Source organism: Luteococcus sediminum (assembly GCF_054783495.1).
Genome location: NZ_BAAGQL010000019.1, coordinates 92,491 through 114,506 on the forward strand (window position 1 = coordinate 92,491; position 22,016 = coordinate 114,506).

The 22,016-nt window shown below is 68.7% G+C and carries 15 protein-coding genes and 2 pseudogenes; 13 read left to right on the plus strand and 4 right to left on the minus strand.

Features of this window, described 5'->3' with window-relative positions; genetic code table 11:
* Nucleotides 1-12 precede the first annotated feature (12 nt).
* From ACYVKA_RS10950 to hrpA, 7 genes and pseudogenes are all read left to right on the plus strand, one after another.
* Nucleotides 13-897: a universal stress protein gene (locus tag ACYVKA_RS10950; protein ID WP_460705386.1), complete on the plus strand. Its 885-nt coding sequence runs from the start codon at nt 13-15 to the stop codon at nt 895-897.
* Nucleotides 898-1,055: 158 nt separating this feature from the next.
* A complete protein-coding gene (locus ACYVKA_RS10955; protein ID WP_460705474.1) occupies nt 1,056-2,105 on the plus strand; it encodes an IS110 family RNA-guided transposase in 1,050 nt (349 codons plus the stop codon).
* A 395-nt stretch (nt 2,106-2,500) separates the two neighbouring features.
* Nucleotides 2,501-2,929, plus strand: a complete 429-nt coding sequence (locus tag ACYVKA_RS10960) for a MarR family winged helix-turn-helix transcriptional regulator (RefSeq protein ID WP_460705388.1) — start codon at nt 2,501-2,503, stop codon at nt 2,927-2,929.
* Nucleotides 2,930-2,981: 52 nt separating this feature from the next.
* A complete protein-coding gene (locus tag ACYVKA_RS10965; protein ID WP_460705391.1) occupies nt 2,982-3,806 on the plus strand; it encodes a methyltransferase domain-containing protein in 825 nt (274 codons plus the stop codon).
* 35 nt (nt 3,807-3,841) lie between these two features.
* Nucleotides 3,842-4,483: pseudogene (locus ACYVKA_RS10970) on the plus strand (YbhB/YbcL family Raf kinase inhibitor-like protein).
* A 59-nt stretch (nt 4,484-4,542) separates the two neighbouring features.
* Nucleotides 4,543-5,529 (plus strand): annotated as a pseudogene (locus tag ACYVKA_RS10975) (IS481 family transposase).
* Between the two features lie 342 nt (nt 5,530-5,871).
* Nucleotides 5,872-9,804: an ATP-dependent RNA helicase HrpA gene (hrpA, locus tag ACYVKA_RS10980; protein WP_460705393.1), complete on the plus strand. Its 3,933-nt coding sequence runs from the start codon at nt 5,872-5,874 to the stop codon at nt 9,802-9,804.
* An 18-nt stretch (nt 9,805-9,822) separates the two neighbouring features.
* Here the strand turns inward: hrpA and ACYVKA_RS10985 are convergent, their stop codons facing one another.
* Nucleotides 9,823-10,719 carry a LysR family transcriptional regulator gene (locus tag ACYVKA_RS10985; RefSeq protein WP_460705394.1) on the minus strand — a complete coding sequence of 299 codons (897 nt, stop codon included), beginning with the start codon at nt 10,717-10,719 and terminating at the stop codon, nt 9,823-9,825.
* A 69-nt stretch (nt 10,720-10,788) separates the two neighbouring features.
* On the opposite strand from ACYVKA_RS10985, the gene ACYVKA_RS10990 reads away from it, so the two are divergent.
* Nucleotides 10,789-11,772, plus strand: a complete 984-nt coding sequence (locus ACYVKA_RS10990) for a YeiH family protein (RefSeq protein ID WP_460705396.1) — start codon at nt 10,789-10,791, stop codon at nt 11,770-11,772.
* 27 nt (nt 11,773-11,799) lie between these two features.
* Nucleotides 11,800-12,654, plus strand: coding sequence for an acyl-CoA thioesterase (locus ACYVKA_RS10995; protein ID WP_460705398.1), 855 nt, complete (start codon nt 11,800-11,802; stop codon nt 12,652-12,654).
* A 70-nt stretch (nt 12,655-12,724) separates the two neighbouring features.
* On the opposite strand, the gene ACYVKA_RS11000 is transcribed toward ACYVKA_RS10995, so the two are convergent.
* Nucleotides 12,725-13,645 (minus strand): sigma-70 family RNA polymerase sigma factor, encoded by a 921-nt coding sequence (locus ACYVKA_RS11000; RefSeq protein WP_394277375.1) that lies wholly within the window; start codon nt 13,643-13,645, stop codon nt 12,725-12,727.
* Between the two features lie 169 nt (nt 13,646-13,814).
* Nucleotides 13,815-15,977, minus strand: a complete 2,163-nt coding sequence (locus ACYVKA_RS11005) for a S9 family peptidase (RefSeq protein ID WP_460705400.1) — start codon at nt 15,975-15,977, stop codon at nt 13,815-13,817.
* A gap of 206 nt (nt 15,978-16,183) precedes the next feature.
* On the opposite strand from ACYVKA_RS11005, the gene ACYVKA_RS11010 reads away from it, so the two are divergent.
* Both ACYVKA_RS11010 and ACYVKA_RS11015 read left to right on the plus strand, forming a co-directional pair.
* Nucleotides 16,184-17,515 (plus strand): RNA polymerase sigma factor, encoded by a 1,332-nt coding sequence (locus tag ACYVKA_RS11010; RefSeq protein ID WP_460705402.1) that lies wholly within the window; start codon nt 16,184-16,186, stop codon nt 17,513-17,515.
* 107 nt (nt 17,516-17,622) lie between these two features.
* Complete coding sequence (locus ACYVKA_RS11015; RefSeq protein ID WP_460705404.1) at nt 17,623-18,138, plus strand: GNAT family N-acetyltransferase; 516 nt, start codon at nt 17,623-17,625, stop codon at nt 18,136-18,138.
* A gap of 79 nt (nt 18,139-18,217) precedes the next feature.
* On the opposite strand, the gene ACYVKA_RS11020 is transcribed toward ACYVKA_RS11015, so the two are convergent.
* Complete coding sequence (locus ACYVKA_RS11020; protein ID WP_460705406.1) at nt 18,218-19,633, minus strand: FUSC family protein; 1,416 nt, start codon at nt 19,631-19,633, stop codon at nt 18,218-18,220.
* A gap of 121 nt (nt 19,634-19,754) precedes the next feature.
* Here ACYVKA_RS11020 and ACYVKA_RS11025 point away from each other — a divergent pair, with 121 nt between their 5' ends.
* Nucleotides 19,755-20,804, plus strand: a complete 1,050-nt coding sequence (locus ACYVKA_RS11025; protein ID WP_460705408.1) for a glutathione S-transferase family protein — start codon at nt 19,755-19,757, stop codon at nt 20,802-20,804.
* An 84-nt stretch (nt 20,805-20,888) separates the two neighbouring features.
* The gene (locus ACYVKA_RS11030) at nt 20,889-21,908 is read left to right on the plus strand and encodes an LLM class flavin-dependent oxidoreductase (protein ID WP_460705410.1); all 1,020 of its coding nucleotides are present in this window, start codon (nt 20,889-20,891) and stop codon (nt 21,906-21,908) included.
* Nucleotides 21,909-22,016 lie beyond the last annotated feature (108 nt).

Below are 22,016 nucleotides of genomic sequence, written 5' to 3' on the forward strand. Positions count from 1 at the left end.
AAAGGATGAGCGATGAGCACCGCAGGCTACCCATCCAGTGACAAGGACTCCGCCCGGACGGGCGTGCCACGCATCCTGGTCGGGGTCGACGGCTCCGAGGACGGGTTGCGGGCCGTGCGCTACGGCGCGCGCGCCGCGCTGGTGATGGACGGCGCGCTGCACCTGGTGCACGCCGTCGACGATGCCGTGCTGGCCGGCGCCTGGGGCGTCGTCTACGACCCGCGTGCCCTCGAGGAGGCAGGCGCCCAGGCCAATGGGACCGCCATGGAGGCGGCCGTCGAGCTGGGACTGCCGCGGGAGCGGATCGACAGCGAGGTGGTGCTCGGCAATGCTGCCGCAGTCCTGAGCCGGATGAGCGAGCAGGCCGCCCTGATGGTGGTGGGCCGGCGTTCGGTCAGCGGCCTGGAGCGGATGTTCATCGGCTCCACGAGCGTCGCACTGGCCGATGCCTCCCACTGCCCCCTGGTGGTGGTCTCGCAGGCCGCGACCCCGCAGCCCACCGGAGGACTCCAGCGCGTCGCGGTGGCCGTCGACGCCCAGAGCCACTCGCCAGCCACCCTCGAGTGGGCCTTTCGCGAGGCGGGCCAGCGCGGCGCCCTGCTCGAGGTGGTGCACGTCCTCCCCGGCGCGGCCGGGAGCGAGGACCAGCAGGTGCGCGAGGTCGCCCGCCGGGAGATCGAACGGATCCTCGCGCCTCTGCGCGAGGCACATCCCTCGGTCGAGGTGGAGCTGACGGTCGTCCACGGATCGCCGGTCGACGTCCTGGTCGACGTCTCCTCGCAGGTGGACCTGCTCGTGCTGGGGGTGCAGAAGCCGAAGCTGTTGGGCATCCACCTGGGGGGTGTGATGCGGGCCGTGCTCGCGCACGCCCAGGCTCCCGTCGCCCTGGTCCGCTAGACGGTATGGGTGACCCCGTTTCGGGGTGAGGCTCTGGTAGGCCGGGGCCTCGCCGCGCAACGATTCGTGGGTTGCCGGACAGGGGCGGCCTGTCTGGCCTTTCCGACATACGTGGGAGGCCCCGGTTGTTTACCGAGCGTACGAGTGTTGGCCTGGACGTGCATGCCCGCAGCGTGGTGGCGCATGCGATGGACACCCAGACCGGAGAAATCTTCAAAGCCCGACTCTGCCCCGACCCCGCAGAAGTGACGGCCTGGATCAAGACCCTGCCCGGACCCTCGGCGGCGATCTACGAAGCCGGCCCGACGGGTTACGGCCTGGCTCGAACCCTGCAGGGCAACGATATCCGAACGGTCGTCGCGGCCCCATCAAAACTGCAACGACCTTCGGGATCGAGGGTGAAGACCGACGCGATCGACGCGGAACACCTCTCGACCCTGCTGCGGCTGGACGCGTTCACTGCGGTGACGGTCCCGGACGAGCTCACCGAAGCGGCCCGCGACCTCGTCAGGGCCCGCGAGGACTGCCGTTCGGATCTGATGCGCGCCAGACACCGCTTGTCGAAACTGCTGCTGCGCCATGGGATCGTCTACTCCGGCGGGCAGGCGTGGGTCGGCGCCCATGATGCCTGGTTGCGACGGCAACGGTTCGACTTGCCGTTGGTCCAGGCCGCGTTCGATGAGGCCTACGACAGTGTTGTCACGATCACGGCGCGCCGTGATCGTCTCGATGAACGCATCGAGACCATGGCCGCCGACAGTCCCTGGACCGACACGATTCGACGGCTTGGCTGCCTGCGGGGGATCTCGACGTTGACCGGGTTCGGGTTGGCGGTCGAGATCGGTGACTGGAGCAGGTTCAACGGCAACTCGATCGGCTCCTACCTGGGTTTGGTTCCGTCGGAGAACTCCTCCGGTCAGTCACGCTCGCTGGGCCCGATCACGAAGACCGGCAACGGGCACGCGCGCCGGCTGCTGGTCGAGGCCGCCTGGCACCACCAACACCGCTACGTCCCCGGCAAGACGATCCGCGACCGCTGGGACCTCGCCTCCCCAGCCGCGAGGGCCCGCGGTGACCTGGGCAACCGACGGCTGAACCATCGCTGGATCCAGTTCAAGAAGCGCAAGAAGGCCAACAACGTCGCCAACGCGGCGATCGCCCGCGAACTCGCGGGCTGGTGCTGGTCCCTGGCCGTCCTCGAGGAATAGCCCTTCGAGGACTCACAAACTTGGCCCGGAGACCGGAAGACCAGGAGCGACGCAGCGACCGGGACGACCCGCGATACACCTATGAGCAGCCGTCATCAACGATGCCGGCGACGCTCGACGCTAGACACGCGTGACGTTCCGAGCCGAAAGCACCGTCCTGCGGTAACTAACCCGCGAATATCAGACTGACATCGCCGTCGACAGACACGCGAAACCCCTCGTCAACACCACTTCGGGTCAACAAAAGATGAGGCGCCACCCGGCATCCAGCCCGGTGGCGCCTCGTCCTGCCCTATTGACAAAACCTGCACCCATATCAGGTGTACTGACCGGGGACGTTGATCCGTTGAAACCGCCGATTGTGTTATCACAACTCCTTGTTTTAGTCTCAGATCATGGACCCGATGGATCGACTTCTGACTCGTCTTCGTCATGCCTCGGAGGCGAGTCAGGCGGCGAAGGATCGTGTCATTCAGGACAGTGGCCTCACGAAGGCCCAGTACAGCGCCCTGCTCACGCTGGACCGAGTTGACAGGGCGACTGCCACGCAGCTCGCGGTCGCGTGTGAGGTGAGCCAGCAGGCTATGAGTCAGACCGTGATACGACTTGTGGATGGGGGTTTCGTCGCAATCGAGCGCTCGCCCTATGGAGGACGGTCGCGCGTACTGACCCTGACGAACCGTGGCCGCGCCAGCCTTGGTCTTGCTGATGAGCGAGTGGTTGCCTTGGAGGCCGCGCTGCGTGGTGCGGTGCCTCCCGAAAGGCTGGATGGCGTGCTCGATGCCCTCGCAGCGATCCAGCGAACAGCCGAGTCGCTTTCTTGATATATGAGACATGTATTTCATTATGCGAGATTCCCAAATCTAGCCTGTGGGCATGACTTCCATCTCAGACATGGGCCCGGCGCAGTACAGCCACGGGTATCAGCCCAGCGTCTTGGCCTCGCACGCAGCCAGGACCGCGGAGAACAGCTGCGCGTACTTCCTGGACCGCCTCCGCCCTGGCATGCGGATCCTCGATCTGGGCTGCGGGCCTGGCTCGATCACTCTCGACCTCGCAGAGCGCGTTGGCGCCCCGGTGCTGGGAGTAGACTTCTCCACCGAGGCGATTGCCGCGGCACAGCAGGCCGCCCAGGCTCGGGGGGACCAGACCACGACCTTCGTCGTCGGAGACCTCTTCGACCTGCACGTGGAGCCGGGGTCGTTCGACGTCGTTCACGCCCACCAGGTCCTGCAGCACCTCAGCGACCCGGTCGCTGCCCTGCAGGCGATGCAGAGCTACTGCGCACCGGACGGTTTCATCGCTGTCCGGGATGCCGACTATGGCGCCATGGCATGGTTCCCCGAACTACCCGGCCTGGGCCAGTGGCGTGACACCTACTGCCGCACCGCCCGCCAGGGCGGCGGAGAACCCGACGCTGGGCGGCGCCTGCGTGCTTGGGCCAACGCGGCCGACCTGGAGGTGGTGATGTCCGGCTCGTCCACCTGGACCTACGCGACGCCCGAGGCGGCCACTTGGTGGGGCAACTCCCTAGCCGACCGCGTGCTGACCTCAAACTTCGCCCAGCGCGCGACCGCCGACGGAGTCGACCAGTCCGCGCTGCAGCAGATCGCCGACGACTGGCGCAGGTGGGGTTCCGATCCGGACGCCTGGTTCTTCCTGCCCCACGGCGAACTCGTGGCTCAGAAGGCACACCGATGAGCAGAGCGACGACCAGCATCACCGTGGCGTGCGTCATGGCCGCCGCGGTCACACTCAGTGCCTGCAGCACAAGCACCACGCCAAGCGCTCCGCCCTCGCAGTCCACGAACCCCAGCACGGCGAGCGCTGCGGATGCTGCGACGACCAATCCCTACGCGAAGCTGCCCGCAGTTCCACGCCTGGCGGTCACCAGCACCTCAGTCCATGACGGGCAGCAGTTCGCGACGCCGCAGTTGTCGGGTCTGTTCGGGGTCCCGAACGGCCAGGACCAGTCGCCCCAATTGAGCTGGACCGCAGGGCCCGCGAAGACCAAGAGCTACGTCGTGACCATGAACGACGCCGACGCACCCACTGGGTCGGGCTTCTAGCACTGGGTCGTCTACGACATCCCAGCCACCACGCATACCCTCCCCGCAGGCGCCGGGGCACTCAAGTCCACGACCCTGCCCAAGAGCAGCGTCCAGGCAACAAATGACGCCGGCATGGCCCGCTACCTCGGCGCCGCACCACACAAGGGCGACCAGCCGCACCACTACTACCTGACCGTCACGGCACTGGACACTGACAAGCTCTCCGTCGCCGCGAACGCCAGCCCGGCAATGATCGGATTCACCATCAGCTCCCACACCCTCGCCGGGGCGACATCATCGCCACCGCTCGAGGCTGACCGACCTTAAACCGCACGGCGCTGGATCCCTGGGATCCAGCGCCGTTGCCATGCCACAGGAGCAATCCCATGTCACACCCCAATGCCGCCCTCACACCACGCCACCGCGTGATCGTCGGCCAGCTCGTGGTCGACCAGGGCTGGCCGATCAGCGAGGTCGCCGCCCGCTTTCAAGTCTCCTGGCCCACCGTGAAACGCTGGGCCGACCGCTACCGGGTTGGCCAATCCATGCAAGACCGCTCCTCCCGCCCGCACCGCTCGCCCACCAAGACCAACCAGGCCACGACCAAGCGCTGCATCCAGCTCCGGCTGCGCCTGCGCGAGGGGCCGGTGCAACTCGCGTGTCGGCCGGGGATCGCGCCATTCACGGTCCACCGGATCCTGGCCGACGCGCACCTGAACCGGCTGTCGCACGTCGACCGCGCCACCGGGGAGCCCGTCCGACGCTACGAGCACGACCATCCTGGTGCGATGCTGCACGTCGACGTCAAGAAGCTCGGCAACATCCCCGACGGCGGGGGCTGGCGCTACGTCGGCCGACAACAAGGCGAGAAGAACCGGGCCGGCACACTTGGCAAGCCTCGCAACAAGTGGCGAGACCCCCTGATGGGCAAGGCCTACGTCCACACCGTCATCGACGATCACTCCCGCGTGGCCTACGCCGAGATCCATGACGACGAAACCGCCCTCACCGCCACCGCAGTCCTCGTCCGGGCCGTGGAGTGGTTCAACGCCCGCGGTGTCACCGTCGAGCGGGTCCTGTCCGACAACGGCGGCGCCTACCGGTCCCACCTGTGGCGCGACACCTGCGCAGACTTGGGCATCAGGCACAAGCGGACCCGACCGTACCGGCCGTAGACCAACGGCAAGATCGAGAGATTCCACCGCACCCTCGCCGACGGCTGGGCCTACGCCCGCTACTACACGAGCGAGACCGAACGCCGCGGGGAGCTCGACGGCTGGCTCCACTACTACAACCACCACAGACCCCACACCGCCTGCGGCAACCAGCCGCCGTTCTCACGATTGACCAACGTCCCCGGGCAGTACAGCTAGGCATGGTGTCCGCGAACCCTTCGTGACGTGGGAAGAATTCAGCAACCGTTCAGAATTGGCTTGCTTTGGACCCCTCTGAAGGGCAAGGATTGAGTCGTCAGTTGGGCCGTGGGGAGACGGCCCAGGCGACATGGCGAGCAGGGGATTCGGGGGAGTTCCCGAGCCGCCGGCAAGCCCCGGAGAGCCACGATTGAGCGCCGGGGACGCCCGATGGGTCCGGCGGCAGCTGCCGCCGGACCCATCGCCATTGCGGCACCACCTGCCGTGACCGCTGTTGGAGGCGGGACCCGCGGCTCGTCGAGTCGGCCCCCCACTTGTGTGGGGGCCTAGGCTGGGACGGCCATGACTGAGTCCACCACCACACCCGTCGCTCGCCTCGACTTCGATCCTGCCCTGCCGATCGCGGAGCACGCCGACGAGATCGCCGACCTGATCGAGCGCCACCAGGTGGTGGTCGTCGCCGGCGAGACCGGCTCGGGCAAGACCACCCAGCTTCCCAAGATCTGCCTACGACTGGGACGCGAGCGCATCGCCCACACCCAGCCGCGCCGCATCGCCGCCCGGACCGTGGCCGAACGCATCGCCGAGGAGTGCGACGTTGCCCTGGGCGACCTGGTCGGATACCAGGTGCGTTTCACCCGCAAGGCCTCCAAGGACACCCGCGTCAAGGTGATGACTGACGGGGTGCTGCTGGCCGAGATCACCCACGACCGTGACCTGAACAAGTACGACACGATCATCATCGACGAGGCCCACGAGCGCAGCCTCAACATCGACTTCCTGCTGGGCTACCTCAAGCAGCTGCTGCCCCGGCGCCCCGAGCTGAAGGTGGTCATCACCTCGGCCACCATCGACACGGCTCGCTTCGCCGAGCACTTCAGCGACCGTGCAGGCAATCCCGCCCCCGTCATCGAGGTGAGTGGACGCACCTATCCGGTGGAGATGCGCTACCGTCCGCTGGAGGGCGACGGCGCCGACGGCGACAGCCAGGACCAGGTGGACGGTATCGCGCAGGCGGTCACCGAGCTGGCCAAGGAGGGCACCGGCGACATCCTGGTCTTCCTGTCGGGGGAGCGCGAGATCCGCGACGCCGCCGAGGCCGTCAACGCACTCAAGCTGCCCCAGACCGAGGTGCTGCCGCTCTACGCCCGCCTGTCCTCGGCCGAGCAGCACCGCGTCTTCACCGCACACACCGGGCGGCGCGTCGTGCTGGCCACCAATGTGGCCGAGACCTCCATCACCGTTCCCGGCATCCGCTATGTCATCGACCCGGGCACGGCCCGCATCTCGCGCTACTCGGCGCGCACCAAGGTGCAGCGGCTGCCCATCGAGCCGGTCAGCCAGGCCAGCGCCAACCAGCGCGCCGGCCGCTGCGGCCGCGTGGCGCCAGGCATCTGCATCCGGCTCTACAGCGAGGAGGACTACCTGGCCCGGCCGGAGTTCACCGAGCCGGAGATCCTGCGCACCAACCTGGCCAGCGTCATCCTGCAGATGGCCGAGGCGGGCCTGGGCGACATCGGCTCCTTCCCCTTCGTCGAGGCCCCCGACCGCAGCCAGATCACCGACGGTCTGCGCCTGCTCGACGAACTGGGCGCGCTCAAGCCCGGCAAGCACTCCCACCCGCGCCTGACCCGTATCGGGCACCGTCTGGCCCGCATCCCCCTCGATCCGCGCCTGGGCCGGATGCTGGTGGAGGCCGAACGACTGGGCTGCGTGCGCGAGGTGCAGGTGGTCGTCGCCGGACTGGCCATCCCCGACGTGCGGGAGCGCCCCGCCGAGAAGCGCGAACAGGCCGACCAGCTGCACCGGCGCTTCTGGAGCGGGGTTCCCACCAAGGCCGCCTCCGAGCCGCGCCGGGATGCCGACGGGCAACCGCTGCGCCACACGGCCCACACCAACACCGACCCGTCGGCTGGGGGAGCGGGCGCTCCCGATTCGGGCGGCGACATCATCGCGATGCTGCGGCTGTGGGCCTATCTGCGCCAGCAGCGCCGGGCCCTGAGCGGCAATGCCTTTCGTCGGATGTGCCGCGACGAGTTCATCAACTTCCTGCGGGTGCGCGAATGGGAGGACCTGCACACCCAGCTGCGCGAGATCAGCAAGGAGATCGGGCTGCAGCGCAACCAGGCCGAGGCCTCCGACGAGGCGGTGCTCACCGCGGTGCTCTCGGGCCTGCTCGGCCACGTCGGACTGGCCGATGTCCGTGAGGCCGACCAGCCGAAGAAGGACCGCAATGGCAAGCGGCGCCGTCCCGGCCCGCGCGAGTACCTGGGCGCACGGGGTGCCCGTTTCGCGATCCAGCCCGGATCCGCCCTGGCCAAGAACCCGCCGCCCCTGGTGATGGCCGTCGAGCTGGTGGAGACCAGCCGGCTGTGGGCCCGCACTGTCGCGGCGATCACCGCCGACCAGGTGGAGCAGGTGGCCGGCCACGTCCTCAAGCGCACCCACTCCGAACCGCACTGGTCCACCAGCGCGGGCGCGGTGGTGGCCTACGAGAAGGTGATGCTGTACGGCGTGCCGATCGTGGCCGACAAGCTGGTCAGCTACGAGCGGATCAACCCCGACGAGGCGCGCGAGATCTTCATCCGCAAGGCCCTGGTGGAGGGCGAGCTGCGCACGCGCCACCACTTCTTCCACCACAACCAGAAGGTGCGCGAGCAGGCCGAGGACCTGGAGCAGCGCAGCCGCCGTCGCGACATCACCGTCGACGACCAGCAGCTCTTCGACTTCTACGCCGCCCGCCTGCCCGCCGAGGTCACCGGCGTGCACGCCCTGGACCAGTGGCTGCGCCGCAGCGAGAACAAGCACCTGCTGGAGATGCAGCTCGACGACCTGCTGGCGCCCCAGGCCGAGGAGGTGGACGCGGGCGACTTTCCCGACCACTGGAGCGTGCCCACCAACACCGGCGCCACGATCACCCTACCCGTCGACTACGTCTTCGACCCGGGATCCGGCCATGACGGCGTCTCGGTGCAGATCCCGCTGGAGCAGCTCAACCAGCTCTCGGCCGAGCCCTTCAGCTGGCAGGTGCCGGGCCTTCGCGCCGAGCTGGCCACCGAGCTGATCCGCGCCCTGCCCAAGAGCGTGCGCACCAGTTTCGTCCCGGCCCCCAACCATGCCCGGGCAGCGCTGGACTGGCTGGAGCAGGCCCGGAAGTTCGGCGAGGGCCCCGACCACACCAGGCGCTTCTGTGACGAGCTGGGCCGGGCGCTGCGCCAGATCACCAGCGTCACGGTGGATGCGGACACCTGGAATCCCGACGCCGTGCCCGACCACCTGCAGGTGGCCTTCCGGATCACCGAGAAGGGACGCGAGACGAGGCGCAGCAAGAACTTCGCCGACCTGCGCCAGGACCTGGCCCGCAAGGTGAGCCAGACCCTGACCCGGGCCTCGGCCAAGAAGGCGGTCACCGGTGCCACCAGCTGGACGATGGGCAGCATCGACCAGACGCTCAGCGTGGAGCGCAACGGCACGAGGGCCGTCGGCTACCCGGCCTTGCGCGACGAGGGCTCGAGCGTCGGGGTGGTGGTGCTCGACACCGTCGAGGCCGCGCGCCAGAGCCACGAGCTGGGTCTTCGGCGCCTGCTGGTGCTCACCCTGCCCGACCCGACCAAGTGGGTGGTGAGCCACCTGGGCAATGCCGACAAGCTGGCCCTGGGCAACTCGCCCTATGCCAGCGTCCCGGCGCTGCTGGCAGATGCCCGGCTCAAGGCCGCCGGGGAGCTCGCCCGCCAGTGGGCGGCGCAGCAGGGGATCGGGTTGGAGCAGGTGCGCGACCAGGCCCGCTACGAGCAGATGGCGCTGTTCGTGCGCCAGGAGCAGGCCGATGCGATGCGCACGGTGGTGGCCACCGCCGCCGAGACGCTTCGCCAGCAGACCTCCGCCAGGCTGGCGATCGACTCCTTCCCGGCCGGCCAGGTGCGTGAGGACGTCACGGCGCAGCTGGAGAACCTGGTCTTCACCAATTTCATCAGCGCCACGCCCGACCCTTGGTATCCGCGCCTGCCCCGGTACGTCCAGGGCATTACCGTGCGACTCGCGGCAGCCGCCGCGAGTCCCCGTCGCGACCAGCAGTCAGCCGACCTGGTGGACCAGCTGGAGGCCGAGTATGCGGCCCTGTGCGCCAAGCAGCCGCCGGGCCGCCTGCCGGCCGCGGTGGAGCAGGTCGGCTTCCTGATCGAGGAGTACCGCATCCAGCAGTTCGCACAGCAGCTGCGCACCGCCGTCAGCGTCTCACCCAAGCGGATCCGCAAGGCGATGGCCGATGCCGGCTGAGCTGCCGGCCCGGCCCGGTCAGCGCGAGTTCTCGGCCGCGATCCGCACGAGTTCGCGGGCCAGGGGCTCGGGGAAGCGGCCGATCCAGATCGCCCTCAGCTGACGGGCCAGCACGTCGGGCTCGTCGAGGTCCACCCGTCGCACCCGCCCCTGGTCGACGGCACCGCGCACCGCCAGCTCGCTGAGGACTGCCGGCCCGGCCCCGGCGGCGCAGGCGCCCAGAACGGCCTGGTTGCTGCTCAGCACCAGCCTCGGACTGGCGGCGTCCGGGCTGGCCAGCGCCGCATCCAAGGTCTCCCGGGTGCCCGATCCCATCTCCCGCACGACCAGCGAGGTGCTGGCCAGTTCCGGGAGGGTCAGTGGACGGCGACGGCGCGCCCATGGGTGGTTCGGGGCCACGACGACACACAGCCGGTCCGTGCGCACGGTGCGGGAGGTGATGCCGTGTGGCAGGTCTGGGGTCTCGATGAAGCCCACGGGCACCTGGTGGGTGAGCACCTGGGCGATCACGGTGCGGGAATTGGTGACCCGCATGTGCCAGCCCGCGTGGGGGTCCAACTGGTGCAGGTGAGCGAGCCAACCGGGCGCCAGGTACTCGGCGATGGTCTGGCTGGCGGCGAACTCCATCTGGCGGGAGGCCTGGCTCGCCAGCGCCTGCGCACCATCGAGGAAGGTGTGGGCCTGCTCCAGCAGGGGTGCGCCGAGTTCCACCAGCTGCTGACCGGCCTCGCTGAGTGTCGACCCGCTGTGGGTACGCACCAGCAGGGTGAGGCCGAGGCGCCGCTCAAGGCGGGCGACGGAGCGGCTGGCATTGGGCTGGGCGATGCCCAGTTCGCGGGCGGCCGAGGTCAGGCTCCCTGTGCGGGCCGTCGCCGCCAAAAGGTCCAGCACTGCCAGCTCCGGCCATCTGGTCATGCGTCGATGATATGACCCCATGGCAAGCGAGGTCTTCTGTGAGGTGGTCCGGCTAGCGAGGATTGATGCATGAACCAACTTTCCCGACTCGCGCCCGGTCTGTTGCTGTGTGCTGGGGGCGCCGCGCTCGCCGTCCTGGTCAACCGTGCCGTCCCCACGCTCAGTGCCTTGCTGGTGGCCATCCTGTTGGGCGCGGCCGTGACCAATTTGGTGACGCCACCGCCGCGCTTCCAGCCCGGCATCGAGTGCAGTGCCGGGCGCCTGCTGCGCATCGGCATCGTGCTGCTGGGCCTGCAACTGGTGCTGGGGGACATCGCCCAGCTCGGACTCGGCATGGTGGCCGTCATCATCACCGTCGTGGTCGGCGGCATCACTGGCAGTCTCGCGCTGGGCAGGGCCCTGGGCATGGCGCGGAGCCAGTGCCTGCTGATCGCCTCGGGCGTCTCCATCTGCGGGGCTGCCGCAGTCGCCGGTGTGAACAGCGTCGTCGACGCAGACGATGACGAGGTGGCCACGGCGATCGCCCTCGTGGTGCTCTACGGCACGCTCATGATTCCCATCGTGCCGTTGCTGGCCCGCCTGTTCGGGCTGGGCGTGCAGCCGTCGGGTCTGTGGGCGGGGGCCTCGATCCACGAGGTGGCTCAGGTGGTCGCCGCGGGTGCCGCGCTGGGTCCGGAGGCGCTCACGGTGGCCGTCGTGGTGAAGCTGGCTCGCGTGCTGATGCTGGCACCGGTGGCCGTGGCGCTCGGCGCCTGGATGCGACGTTCCCGTCCCGCAGGGGAGGGTGCCAGCCGTCCGCCCGTCGTGCCGCTGTTCGTCGTGGGCTTCGTCGCCATGGTCCTGCTGGCCTCCACACATGTCGTGCCCGCCGGATGGCTGCCGACGATCAAGACCGGGCAGACGGCACTGCTCGCGGCGGCGATGTTCGCGCTGGGGTTGGGGGTGAAGGTCTCCAGCCTGGTCAAGGTCGGCCCGCGTCCCTTCCTGTTGGGTCTGCTCACCACCGCGTGGGTGGCCGGCATCGCCTTGGCCGGCGTGGAGCTGGTGGCCTGACCCGGTCAACGGTGGAACACTGGCCTGGTGCCACAGAACACCGAAGAACTCGTACAGTTGCTGCAGCTCGAGGAGATCGAGCACGACCTCTACCGCGGCCAGCAACCCGTCACCGACTGGCAGCGCACCTTCGGTGGGCAGGTGCTCGCCCAGGCGCTGGTGGCAGCCGGCCGCACGGTGGACCCGTCGCGGATGTGCCACTCGCTGCACGCCTACTTCCTCAAGGGCGGCCGGCCCGACAAGCCGATCATCTACGACGTGGAGAAGATCCGCGACGGCGGATCGCTCAGCGTGCGACGCGTCGTCGCCCGGCAGAACGGCGAGAACATCTTCGCGCTCAATGCCAGTTTCCACATCGACGAGCCCGGCCTGGACCACTCCGACCCGATGCCGGCCAATGTGCCGGCTCCCGAGGACTGCCCGACCATGCGTGACGTGATGTCGCGCATGGTCGGCGACGTGCCGATGCTCAACGAGTGGGAGGCCCTGGAGGTCCGCTTCGCCGGGGACTCGGGGATGTCGAATGCCATCGAGGCGAAGTCGCACAGTGCCCACCTGCGGGTCTGGGTCCGCACCACCAGCGCCCTGCCCGCGGACCCGCTGCTGCACCAGGCCGTGCTGGCCTACCTGTCGGACATGACGCTGCTGAGCGTCTCCGTGGTGCCACACAAGGTGGTCTTCGGCGGCCCGAAGATGCAGATCGCCTCCATCGACCACTCGATGTGGTTCCACCGTCCCGTGCGTGCCGATGAGTGGATGCTCTACGACCAGGTCTCCCCGTCGGCCAGCAAGGCGCTGGGCTTCTCCACCGGACGCATCCTGCAGGGCGGCAAGCTGGTGGCCACCTGCAGCCAGGAAGGCCTGATCCGCGTCGTCGAGTGAGCCGCACCCACAGACGGCGACGGCCGCGCCCCCGTGGTGGGAACGCGGCCGTCGCCGTTGGGCCGGTGTCTCAGGCGGCCTCGCGCAGCTGGGCCAGGGCATTGCGCTCGATCTGGCGCACCCGCTCGGCGGTGATGCCCCAGACGGCGCCGATGTCGGCGAGCTTGGCCTGTCGGCCGTCGGACAGGCCGTAGCGGCGACGCACCACGTCGGCGGAGCGCTCGTCGAGCCCCTCCAACATGTCCTCGAGCGCCTGGCGGTCCTCCGCGTCCAGTACCATCTCGTCCGGACCTGGGGCGGTTTCCTTGGCGATCAGGTCACCCAGGGAGGTGTCGCCCGACTCCTCGACGGGAGCATCCAGGCTGACGTGCTCACGGCTGTAGCGGATCAGGTCCACCACGCGCTCCTCGGTCAGGCCCAGCTCCTCGGCGATCTCGGGGACCTCGGGCTCACGGCCCAGCTGGCGCTCCAGGTTGCGGCGCACCGCATTGACCTGGTTGACCTGCTCCGCGACGTGGACCGGAAGGCGCACGATGCGGCCCTGCTGGGCGATGCCACGACTGATCGCCTGGCGCACCCACCAGGTGGCATAGGTGGAGAACTTGAAACCCTTGGCGTAGTCGAACTTCTCGACCGCGCGGATCAGGCCGGTATTGCCCTCCTGCACCAGGTCGAGCAGGGGCATCTGGGCGCGGCCGAACTTGCGGGCCACCGAGACCACCAGGCGCAGGTTGGCCTGCACGAACCGACGCATCGCGGCCTCGCCCTCGGCGGCCATCAGCTCCAGCTGCTCGGTGGTGACCTTCTTCCTCGTCTTCTCGGTCCCGTCGAGCAGGGCCTGGGCATAGAGCCCCAGTTCGATGGTGCGTGCCAGCATCACCTCGTCCTCCGCCGTGAGCAGGGGGGTGCGTGCGATCGACTCGAGGTAGAGACCGACGGAGTCCTTGCCGTCGATTCCCTCGATGCTGCGAACTCGTCCTCGAGATTCCATTCCAACCACCTTTCGCCGTCCTTCACCCAGCACAACGCACGAGCGGCCAAAAAGTTTCCACGGAATGCTCCGGTGCATGGAAATCATGCTGTGAGCGGACAAGCCGCGACCGTGGTCGTACCCGCCAGAGCCCCGGTCTCGGGGTTCTCCCTGGGACCGGGGCTCTGGTTCAGCGCGTCGGGCCGGAGATCTGGTCGATGATCCAGGCCAGCTCGAAGGCCTCCTCGCGCCAGGACCCGTACCTGCCGCTGACGCCCCCGTGGCCGGCGCTCATCTGGGTGAGCAACAAGATCTCGTGGCCTGGCCTGGCCTGCACCCGTTCGCGCAGCCTCGCCACCCACTTGGCGGGTTCGACGTAGAGCACGCGGGTGTCGTTGAGGCTGGTGGTGGCCAGGATCGCCGGATAGGGGCCGCTTGCGATGTTCTCGTAGGGGCTGTAGCCCTTCATGCAGGCATAGACCTTGGCGTCGTCGATCGGATTGCCCCACTCCTCCCACTCCACCACGGTCAGCGGCAGCTCGGGCATCGTGATGCTGGTCAGCGGGTCGACGAAGGGCACAGCGGCATGGACTGCACGAAAGAGCTCGGGTGCGAGGTTGGTGACGGCTCCCACCAGCAGTCCGCCGGCGCTTCCACCGCGGGCGGCGAGGCGGTCGGGGCTGGTCCAGCCCTGGTCCACCAGGTGCTGGGCGCAGGCGACGAAATCGGTGAAGGTGTTGGGCTTGGCCAGCTGGCTGCCCTCGTCATACCAGCGACGCCCCATCTCGCCACCGCCACGCACGTGCGCGATGGCGTAGACGATGCCGCGCTGCAGCAGGCTGAGCCGGCTGATCGAGAAGGCCGGGGGGGTGCTGACCTCATAGGAGCCGTAGCCGTAGAGCAGGCACGGCGCGGTGCCGTCGGCCACCACGTCGGCGCGACGCACCAGGCTGATCGGGATCCGGGTTCCGTCCTCGGCGGTGGCCCACAGCCTCTCGGTCACGTAGTCGGCGGGATCGTGGGGGCCGTGCACCGGGTGCGGGAGCACCTGCGTGCGCTTGAGCTCGGCCAGATTGCCGTTGGCGAGGTCCAGCTCCAGGACGCTGGGCGGGGTCACCAGGCTGGTGTAGCGCAACCGGACCGTCGTGGCATTCCAGTCGGGTTCGGAGTGAGCGACCACCTCGTGGACGGGCTCATCGAAGTCCACCCAATGCGGCCCCGACCAGTCCTCGCCCTCGCGGTGCAGCACGGCCACGGCGCTGAGCCCGTCGCGCCGGGCACTGACCACGGCATGGGCGGCGTGGGCGTCAACCGACTCCAACCGCACGCCGGGAGTACCGGGCAGCACCGGACGCCAGTCCTCGGCCGTGGAGCTCTGCAACGGTGCGGTGGCCAGCTCGTAGTCGACGAAGTCTCGGTTGTGCAGCACGAGCAACCGGTCGCCGGCCACCTCCACCTGGTAGTCGACGCCCTCGGCGCGCCCGGCCACGCTGCGAGGGGCCTGGTCGAGCTCGCCGACGGCCAGCAACCAGTACTCACTGGTCAGCTTGGAGCTGGCCCCGAAGACCAGGTGGCCGCGTGACCGTGACTCGTCCACGCCCAGCCAGAAGCGTTCGTCGTCCTCCTGCAACAGCAGCCGGTCCTGCTCGGGATCGGTCTGCAGCTCGTGGCACCACACCTGGAAGGGACGCCAGGCATCGTCGACGCGGGAGTAGACCAGGTGCCGGTTCCCTGCCCAGCACACGCCGTGGGCCAGGTCCTCGTGGGTGGGGCCGAAGTCCCTGCCGGTGGACAGATCGCGCACGTACAGCTGGTAGCGCTCATCGCCGCGGTGGTCGACGCTCCAGGCCAGCATGGTGCCATCGGGGGAGACCGAGAAGCCGCCGACGGAGAAGAAGTCACGCCCCTCGGCCTCGACATTGCCGTCCAGCAGCACCTGCTCGCCAGGCACCTCGCCGGAAAGGTCGGGGCGGGTGCCGTCGACGTCGGGGACCCTGCAGTGCAGCGGGTAGTCGCAACCCTCGACGGTGCGCATGTAGTACCACCAGCCGTGGGATGCGCCGTCGACGGTGTGCGTGACGTGGGCGGGCACGCCCAGGTCGGTCTGCTTGGTCCGGGCCGAGATGTCGTCGTAGATCTCCTGGCGCAGGTCCTCCAGGTGGGCAGTCACCTGCTCGGTGTAGCGGTTCTCCGCCTCCAGGTGGGCGATGACCTCGGCGGAGTCCTTCTCGCGCAGCCATTCGAAGTCATCGACGAGCTCGTCGCCGTGGAAGCTGCGCACCACGCGGTGCCGGGCGGCAACGGGCGGCTGGGGCTCCGTGTGGTGGGTGGAGTCTGCAGTGGAGGTCGGCATGCCCGCAGCCTACTTGGCACGCTCGTTTGGGTGGAGGTCGAAGGCGTGCCAGAATGGCGGCGGGAAGGCTATTGACTTTCACCGGCCCTCGCACGCCCTGAAATGGGGTCGGGGTCGGCGCTGGTCGGCACTCCCGTCCTGAACATGTCCATACATCCGTACCCGCCCGATGCGGTACGGACGCCGGACTCCCGAGAGGATCCTCTGTGACGCCCACCTCTTCCAAGAAGGCACCCGCCGACGAGGCAGCCACGCCTGCCGCCAAGGCCCCGGCCCGCAAGACGGCCGCGAAGACCACAGCCAAGCGGACCACAGCCAAGACAGCCGCCAAGAAGACCACCGCGAAGCGCGCCACCAAGAAGGCCGCCCTCGAGGAGACCGTCACGATTGCGGGCGCCGCGACCGGTGAGAGCCTTGAGGTGGAGGTCAAGCGTGACGGGGACGACGTGGTGCTGACCGTGGGTGGCAAGAAGCGCACCCTCGATGACGTCGACGAGACCGAGTTCAAGCCGGAGGAGACGGCCAAGGAGGAGAAGGAGCTCGTCGAGGAGTCCAAGGGCTTCGTGGTCTCCGATGCCGACGACACCGACGAGCCCGAGCAGCAGGTCATGGTGGCCGGTGCCACCGCCGACCCCGTCAAGGACTACCTGAAGCAGATCGGCAAGGTCGCCTTGCTGAATGCCGAGATGGAGGTCGAGCTGGCCAAGCGCATCGAGGCTGGGCTGTTCGCCGACGAGCAGCTCGGTGACGACGACGCTCGCGCCAAGCTGAAGCCGGCCGAGGTCGAGGACTACGAGTGGATCGCGGCCGATGGCAAGCGCGCCAAGAACCACCTGCTCGAGGCCAACCTGCGACTGGTCGTCTCGCTGGCCAAGCGCTACACCGGCCGCGGCATGCTCTTCCTGGACCTGATCCAGGAGGGCAACCTGGGCCTGATCCGCGCCGTGGAGAAGTTCGACTACTCCAAGGGCTACAAGTTCTCCACCTACGCCACCTGGTGGATCAAGCAGGCCATCACCCGCGCCATGGCCGACCAGGCCCGCACCATCCGCATCCCGGTGCACATGGTCGAGGTCATCAACAAGCTGGCCCGCGTCCAGCGCCAGATGCTGCAGGACCTCGGTCGGGAACCAACGCCGGAGGAACTGGCCAAGGAACTCGACATGACCCCCGAGAAGGTCGTCGAGGTGCAGAAGTACGGCCGCGAACCGATCAGCCTGCACACGCCGTTGGGCGAGGACGGCGACAGCGAGTTCGGTGACCTGATCGAGGACTCCGAGGCCATCGTCCCCGCCGATGCGGTGAACTTCACGCTGCTGCAGGAGCAGCTGCACGACGTCCTCGACACCCTCAGTGAGCGCGAGGCCGGCGTGGTCAGCATGCGCTTCGGCCTGACCGACGGCCAGCCCAAGACGCTCGACGAGATCGGCAAGGTCTACGGCGTCACCCGTGAGCGCATCCGCCAGATCGAGAGCAAGACGATGAGCAAGCTGCGTCACCCGTCGCGCTCGCAGGTGCTGCGCGACTACCTCGACTGATCCATCCTGATCAAACTGGCGGGCCCCCTCCTCGTGAGGGGGCCGCTGTCGTCTGTGGGCTTGCCGGGTGGGGCCGGGTCGCGGCCCTGTTCGCTAGGGTCAGGGCCATGCCGAAGACCCCGTACCGCATCAAGCGCGCCGAGCACCCCGTCGAGCTGCAGGGGGCCGTCGCGGCCGAGCAGACCGCCTGGCGCGAGTCACTGGCCCCGCTGGTCCCGGCCGAGCTGCTGCAGGAGCGCACGAGCGAGGACTTCGTCGAGATTCGCCTGCACGAGTGGGCGCTCGCCAGCCAGGAGGGGACCTGGTTCTGGGTGCTGCTGGACTCGCGCGACGGCCGCGTGGTGGGCGTCGCCCATGCCGTGCCGCGCCGCGAACTGGACGGCCCCGTACTCCTGGAGCTGGCCGGCATCCACCTCGCCGACGAGGTGAAGGGCAGCGGCGCCGCGGGCCGGCTGCTCGAGATGACCATCGGCGACATGGCCTGCTATGCGTGGGTGCCGCAGGGTGCCGACCGTGCGGTCCGCTTCCTGGAACGCAATGGCTTCGTCGCCGACGGCGCGGTGCGTCCGAGCCCCGAGTACGGCATCGACGAGCTCCGCCTGGTGCGTCGCGAGGCCGAGTAACCGGGGCATCAGCTGGGAATGCGGCTCATACGGCCACGGATGGCATGTGAACGTGTCATGCGCCGCCAGAGCGGCATTTTCAGCGCCGATGCTTGCGCAGGCGCCTTCTCGGCCTGGGCTCGGCGGCCAGTATCTCGGGGGTGACCACCGGGATCGGCTGGGTGTCGCGGTCGTCGTCGAGGAAGTCCTCCTCGGTTGGCGGCGGGGCCGGACGCCGCAGCTGGCGGGCGAGCATGCGGGCATGGCGGGCCCGGTCAAGGGGATTGGTCCGAGGACCGATCTGGCCCTTCTCCAGCCGGCGTCCCAGTTGCGAGGCCTTCCAGCGTTCCCGCACCCGGACCCTGGAGTCGATGTCGAGCTGCTGCAGTGCCTGGTCCAGCGCCGGCAGGATACCGCCGCGCAGCAGCCACTGCGGGGAGTCCGGGTCCTGGAAGTCCATCAGCAGGGACAGGTCGGATCGTGCGTCGCGAAGACGCCGGTAGTTCTTGGTGAAGGCCTCGTGCGCCTTCTCCTCATTGCCATTGGCCTCCGCCTCCACCATGGCGGCGAAGGACTGCAGGCATTCACCGAAGCGCCGCAGCACCACGGCGAGGGCTGCTTGGGCATGGTCGTCGACGGTGGGCTGGCGGCTGGTCACGTTGCTCAATGAGGGGTGCATCGGTGCCGGTACCTCGCGCTCCATCGCCATGAAGATCCAGCGCAGGCTGAGCAGGCAGCTCTCCAGGGTGTGCAGGCCGCTGGTGAGGATCGGCGCGATGTCGGCACGTCCCATGGCTCGGGAATTGTACTTGCGCACGTCGGTGAGCTTGACGACGTGGTCGTGGGCATTGGCGATGTTGCCCGTCAGGGTGCGGGCGCGGTCACTCCAATCGGCCACGCGGGCACGGGTGATGGGGCCCTGCTCCATGGCGTCGGCCGCCTTGACGAGCAGAGCCCGCTGGTCGGCGCCCACCTTGCGCACTGCCGAGGCTGCCGAACGGTAGGGGATGGAGGGCGGCAGCACCAGGGGCAGCAGCACTCCTACGGTGACGCCGATCAAGGTGGCGACGACACGGGTCTCGGCGGCCACGTCGGTGCCCTGTCCCAGGATGAGCATGGCTGAGATGGGCATCTCCAGCGCCGAGTCGCCCAGCCGCAGGATCTTGGCGAGCACCAGGGCGCAGGAGACCACCAGCGCCAAGCTCCACCAGTGCATCCCGAACAGGTAGGTGGCTCCCAGGGCGAGGCTGACGCCGGAGCCGACGGCCACCACCCGCAAGAGGCCCTTCTTGACGGTCCGGGCCGCGGAGGCCTGCATCACCAGCATTGCGGTCAGCGCGGCGGTGAGGTCGATGGGGCCGTCGACGACCTCGCGGGTGATCGCATAGGCGGCGACGCTCGCGGCGGTGAGCTTGGCGATGTTGCCGAAGACCGGAATGAGGCGCGCGGGAAGCTCGCGCCAGCTGGTGGGTCGGGTGGGCCACAGCGCATCGGCCACGACATCGAGATAGCTCATCGGCAGCGATTCTAGTCAGCCAGTCTGACAACCGTCTGAGTGCGTGGCTGGGCTGGTGGGAACGCGCCCAAGGCGTGGCTCGTTGGTGGCCCGGGGGCGATGTGAGGGCTAGGATAGTTGAATGGATAATCAAAATGACCGTGAGGAACATGTCACCGGCGGCGTCTACAGCTCCAACGGCAAGGCCTTCGAGCGTGACAGTCGCTACATCTCCACGCGCATCGTGAAGTCCGTCGAGCCGGGCCAGGATGCCGTCGCCGTCGAGCCGGGCCGCTACCGCCTGGTTGCCGCCCGCGCCTGCCCCTGGGCCAACCGGACCCTGATCGTGCGCCGCCTGCTCGGCCTCGAGGATGCCATCAGCGTCGGCATGCCCGGCCCCACGCACGACGCCGACTCCTGGACCTTCGACCTGGACCCCGACGGCAAGGACCCGGTGCTGGGCATCCACAAGCTCAAGGACGCCTTCCTGGCCCGCGACCCGCACTACAGCCGCGGCATCACCGTCCCGGCGATCGTCGACACCACCACCGGTGCCGTGGTCACCAATGACTTCGCCCAGATCACCCTCGACTTCTCCACGCAGTGGTCCGACTTCCACCGCGCGGGCGCTCCCGAGCTCTACCCCGAGCACCTGCGCGAGGAGATGGACGCGGTCATGAAGCGCGTCTTCACCGAGGTCAACAATGGCGTCTATCGCTGCGGCTTCGCTGGCTCGCAGGAGGCCTATGACGCCGCCTATGACCGGCTCTGGATGGCCATGGACTGGCTCGAGGAGCGCCTGGCCGCGCAGCGCTACCTGATGGGCGAGACCATCACCGAGGCCGACGTTCGCCTGTTCACCACGCTGGTGCGCTTCGACGCGGTCTACCACGGACACTTCAAGTGCAATCGCAACAAGCTCGCCGAGATGCCGGTGCTGTGGGCCTATGCCCGCGACCTCTTCCAGACGCCCGGCTTCGGCGACACGATCGACTTCGAGCAGATCAAGCAGCACTACTACGTCGTGCACACCGACCTGAATCCGCTGTCCATCGTCCCCAAGGGCCCCGACCTCGACGGTTGGCTCACCGAGCACGGCCGCGAGGCGCTGGGCGGACGCCCCTTCGGCGACGGCACCCCTCCGCCTCCCGTGCGCGACCAAGAGCGTGCCCCGCACAGCCTGCTGGACTGACCCGGCAAACCTTTGGGGGATCGGGGACCGCAACCGTCGCGGCGGGGCTGGAATAGCAGCCACCGCCTCGACGGTTGAGCAGGCATGAGCACCCCACTGCCACTGAGCGTCCTGGACCTGGTCACCGTCGTCGAGGGATCCGACACACCGACGGCGCTGCAGCGCTCGATCGAGCTGGCCCAGGCCGCCGACCGTCTCGGCTACGACCGCTTCTGGGTGGCCGAGCACCACAACATGCCCGCCGTCGCCTCCACCAATCCGCCGGTGATCATCGCCGCGCTGGGCGCCCACACCGAGCGCATCCGCGTCGGCTCCGGTGGTGTGATGCTGCCCAACCACGCCCCCTATGTGGTGGCGGAGCAGTTCGCCCTGCTCGAGGGCCTCTACCCGAACAGGATCGACCTGGGCATCGGGCGCGCTCCCGGCACCGACCAGCGCACCGCCGCGGCCCTTCGTCGCAGCTCGGATGCCCTGGGGGTGCAGGAGTTCCCGCAGCACGTGCTGGAACTGATGAGCTGGCTGGGCGACAACCGCCTGGAGGAGCCGATGTCGGCCACCCTCGCCGCCACTCCCAGTGCCCGCACCGCCCCGGAGGTCTGGCTACTGGGCAGCTCGGCCTACTCGGCGCAGCTGGCCGGCATGCTCGGCGTGCGCTACTGCTATGCCCACCACTTCGGGCAGATGGACGAGGTCTCGGTGATGAAGGCCTACCGCTCCCGCTTCGAGCCCTCGCCCGCACTCGCCGAGCCGCACGCCATGATCTGCACCAGTGTCATCACGGCCGACAGCGACGAGGAGGCGGACTGGCTGGCCGGCCCGTCCAAGCACATGGCGCTGGCGCTGCGCACGAACCGGCTGGGCCCGGTCATCTCGCCCGAGACGGCCGCCGAGCGGGGCGTCAGCCCGCTGGACGAGCAGATGCTGCGCCAGCTCCCGGCGACCAAGTTCACTGGTACCCCGCAGACGGTCGCACCCCGTTTGCAGTCCCTGGTGGACCGCACCGGCGTGCAGGAGCTGATGCTCACCGCCACCACCTTCGACGTCGCCACCCGCATCGAAACCCTGCGCGAGGTGCAGGGGATGGGGCTGGTCAGCCATGGGTAGTGATGGCGATGTGAGACGAGAATCCCACTTCATGGTCGTTGGCTGGCCTCTGGCCAGCCAACGACCACGAAGGATGAGACGTGTCCAGCACCACACCGGCCCAGGCCG

Bases quoted from the DNA above. Each gene is read 5' to 3' on its own strand.
- ACYVKA_RS10950 (WP_460705386.1), top strand. From the start codon at position 13: ATGAGCACCGCAGGCTACCCATCCAGTGACAAGGACTCCGCCCGGACG.
- ACYVKA_RS10960 (WP_460705388.1), top strand. From the start codon at position 2,501: ATGGACCCGATGGATCGACTTCTGACTCGTCTTCGTCATGCCTCGGAG.
- ACYVKA_RS10965 (WP_460705391.1), top strand. From the start codon at position 2,982: ATGACTTCCATCTCAGACATGGGCCCGGCGCAGTACAGCCACGGGTAT.
- hrpA (WP_460705393.1), top strand. From the start codon at position 5,872: ATGACTGAGTCCACCACCACACCCGTCGCTCGCCTCGACTTCGATCCT.
- ACYVKA_RS10985 (WP_460705394.1), bottom strand. From the start codon at position 10,719: ATGACCAGATGGCCGGAGCTGGCAGTGCTGGACCTTTTGGCGGCGACG.
- ACYVKA_RS10990 (WP_460705396.1), top strand. From the start codon at position 10,789: ATGAACCAACTTTCCCGACTCGCGCCCGGTCTGTTGCTGTGTGCTGGG.
- ACYVKA_RS11000 (WP_394277375.1), bottom strand. From the start codon at position 13,645: ATGGAATCTCGAGGACGAGTTCGCAGCATCGAGGGAATCGACGGCAAG.
- ACYVKA_RS11005 (WP_460705400.1), bottom strand. From the start codon at position 15,977: ATGCCGACCTCCACTGCAGACTCCACCCACCACACGGAGCCCCAGCCG.
- ACYVKA_RS11015 (WP_460705404.1), top strand. From the start codon at position 17,623: ATGCCGAAGACCCCGTACCGCATCAAGCGCGCCGAGCACCCCGTCGAG.
- ACYVKA_RS11020 (WP_460705406.1), bottom strand. From the start codon at position 19,633: ATGAGCTATCTCGATGTCGTGGCCGATGCGCTGTGGCCCACCCGACCC.
- ACYVKA_RS11025 (WP_460705408.1), top strand. From the start codon at position 19,755: ATGGATAATCAAAATGACCGTGAGGAACATGTCACCGGCGGCGTCTAC.
- ACYVKA_RS11030 (WP_460705410.1), top strand. From the start codon at position 20,889: ATGAGCACCCCACTGCCACTGAGCGTCCTGGACCTGGTCACCGTCGTC.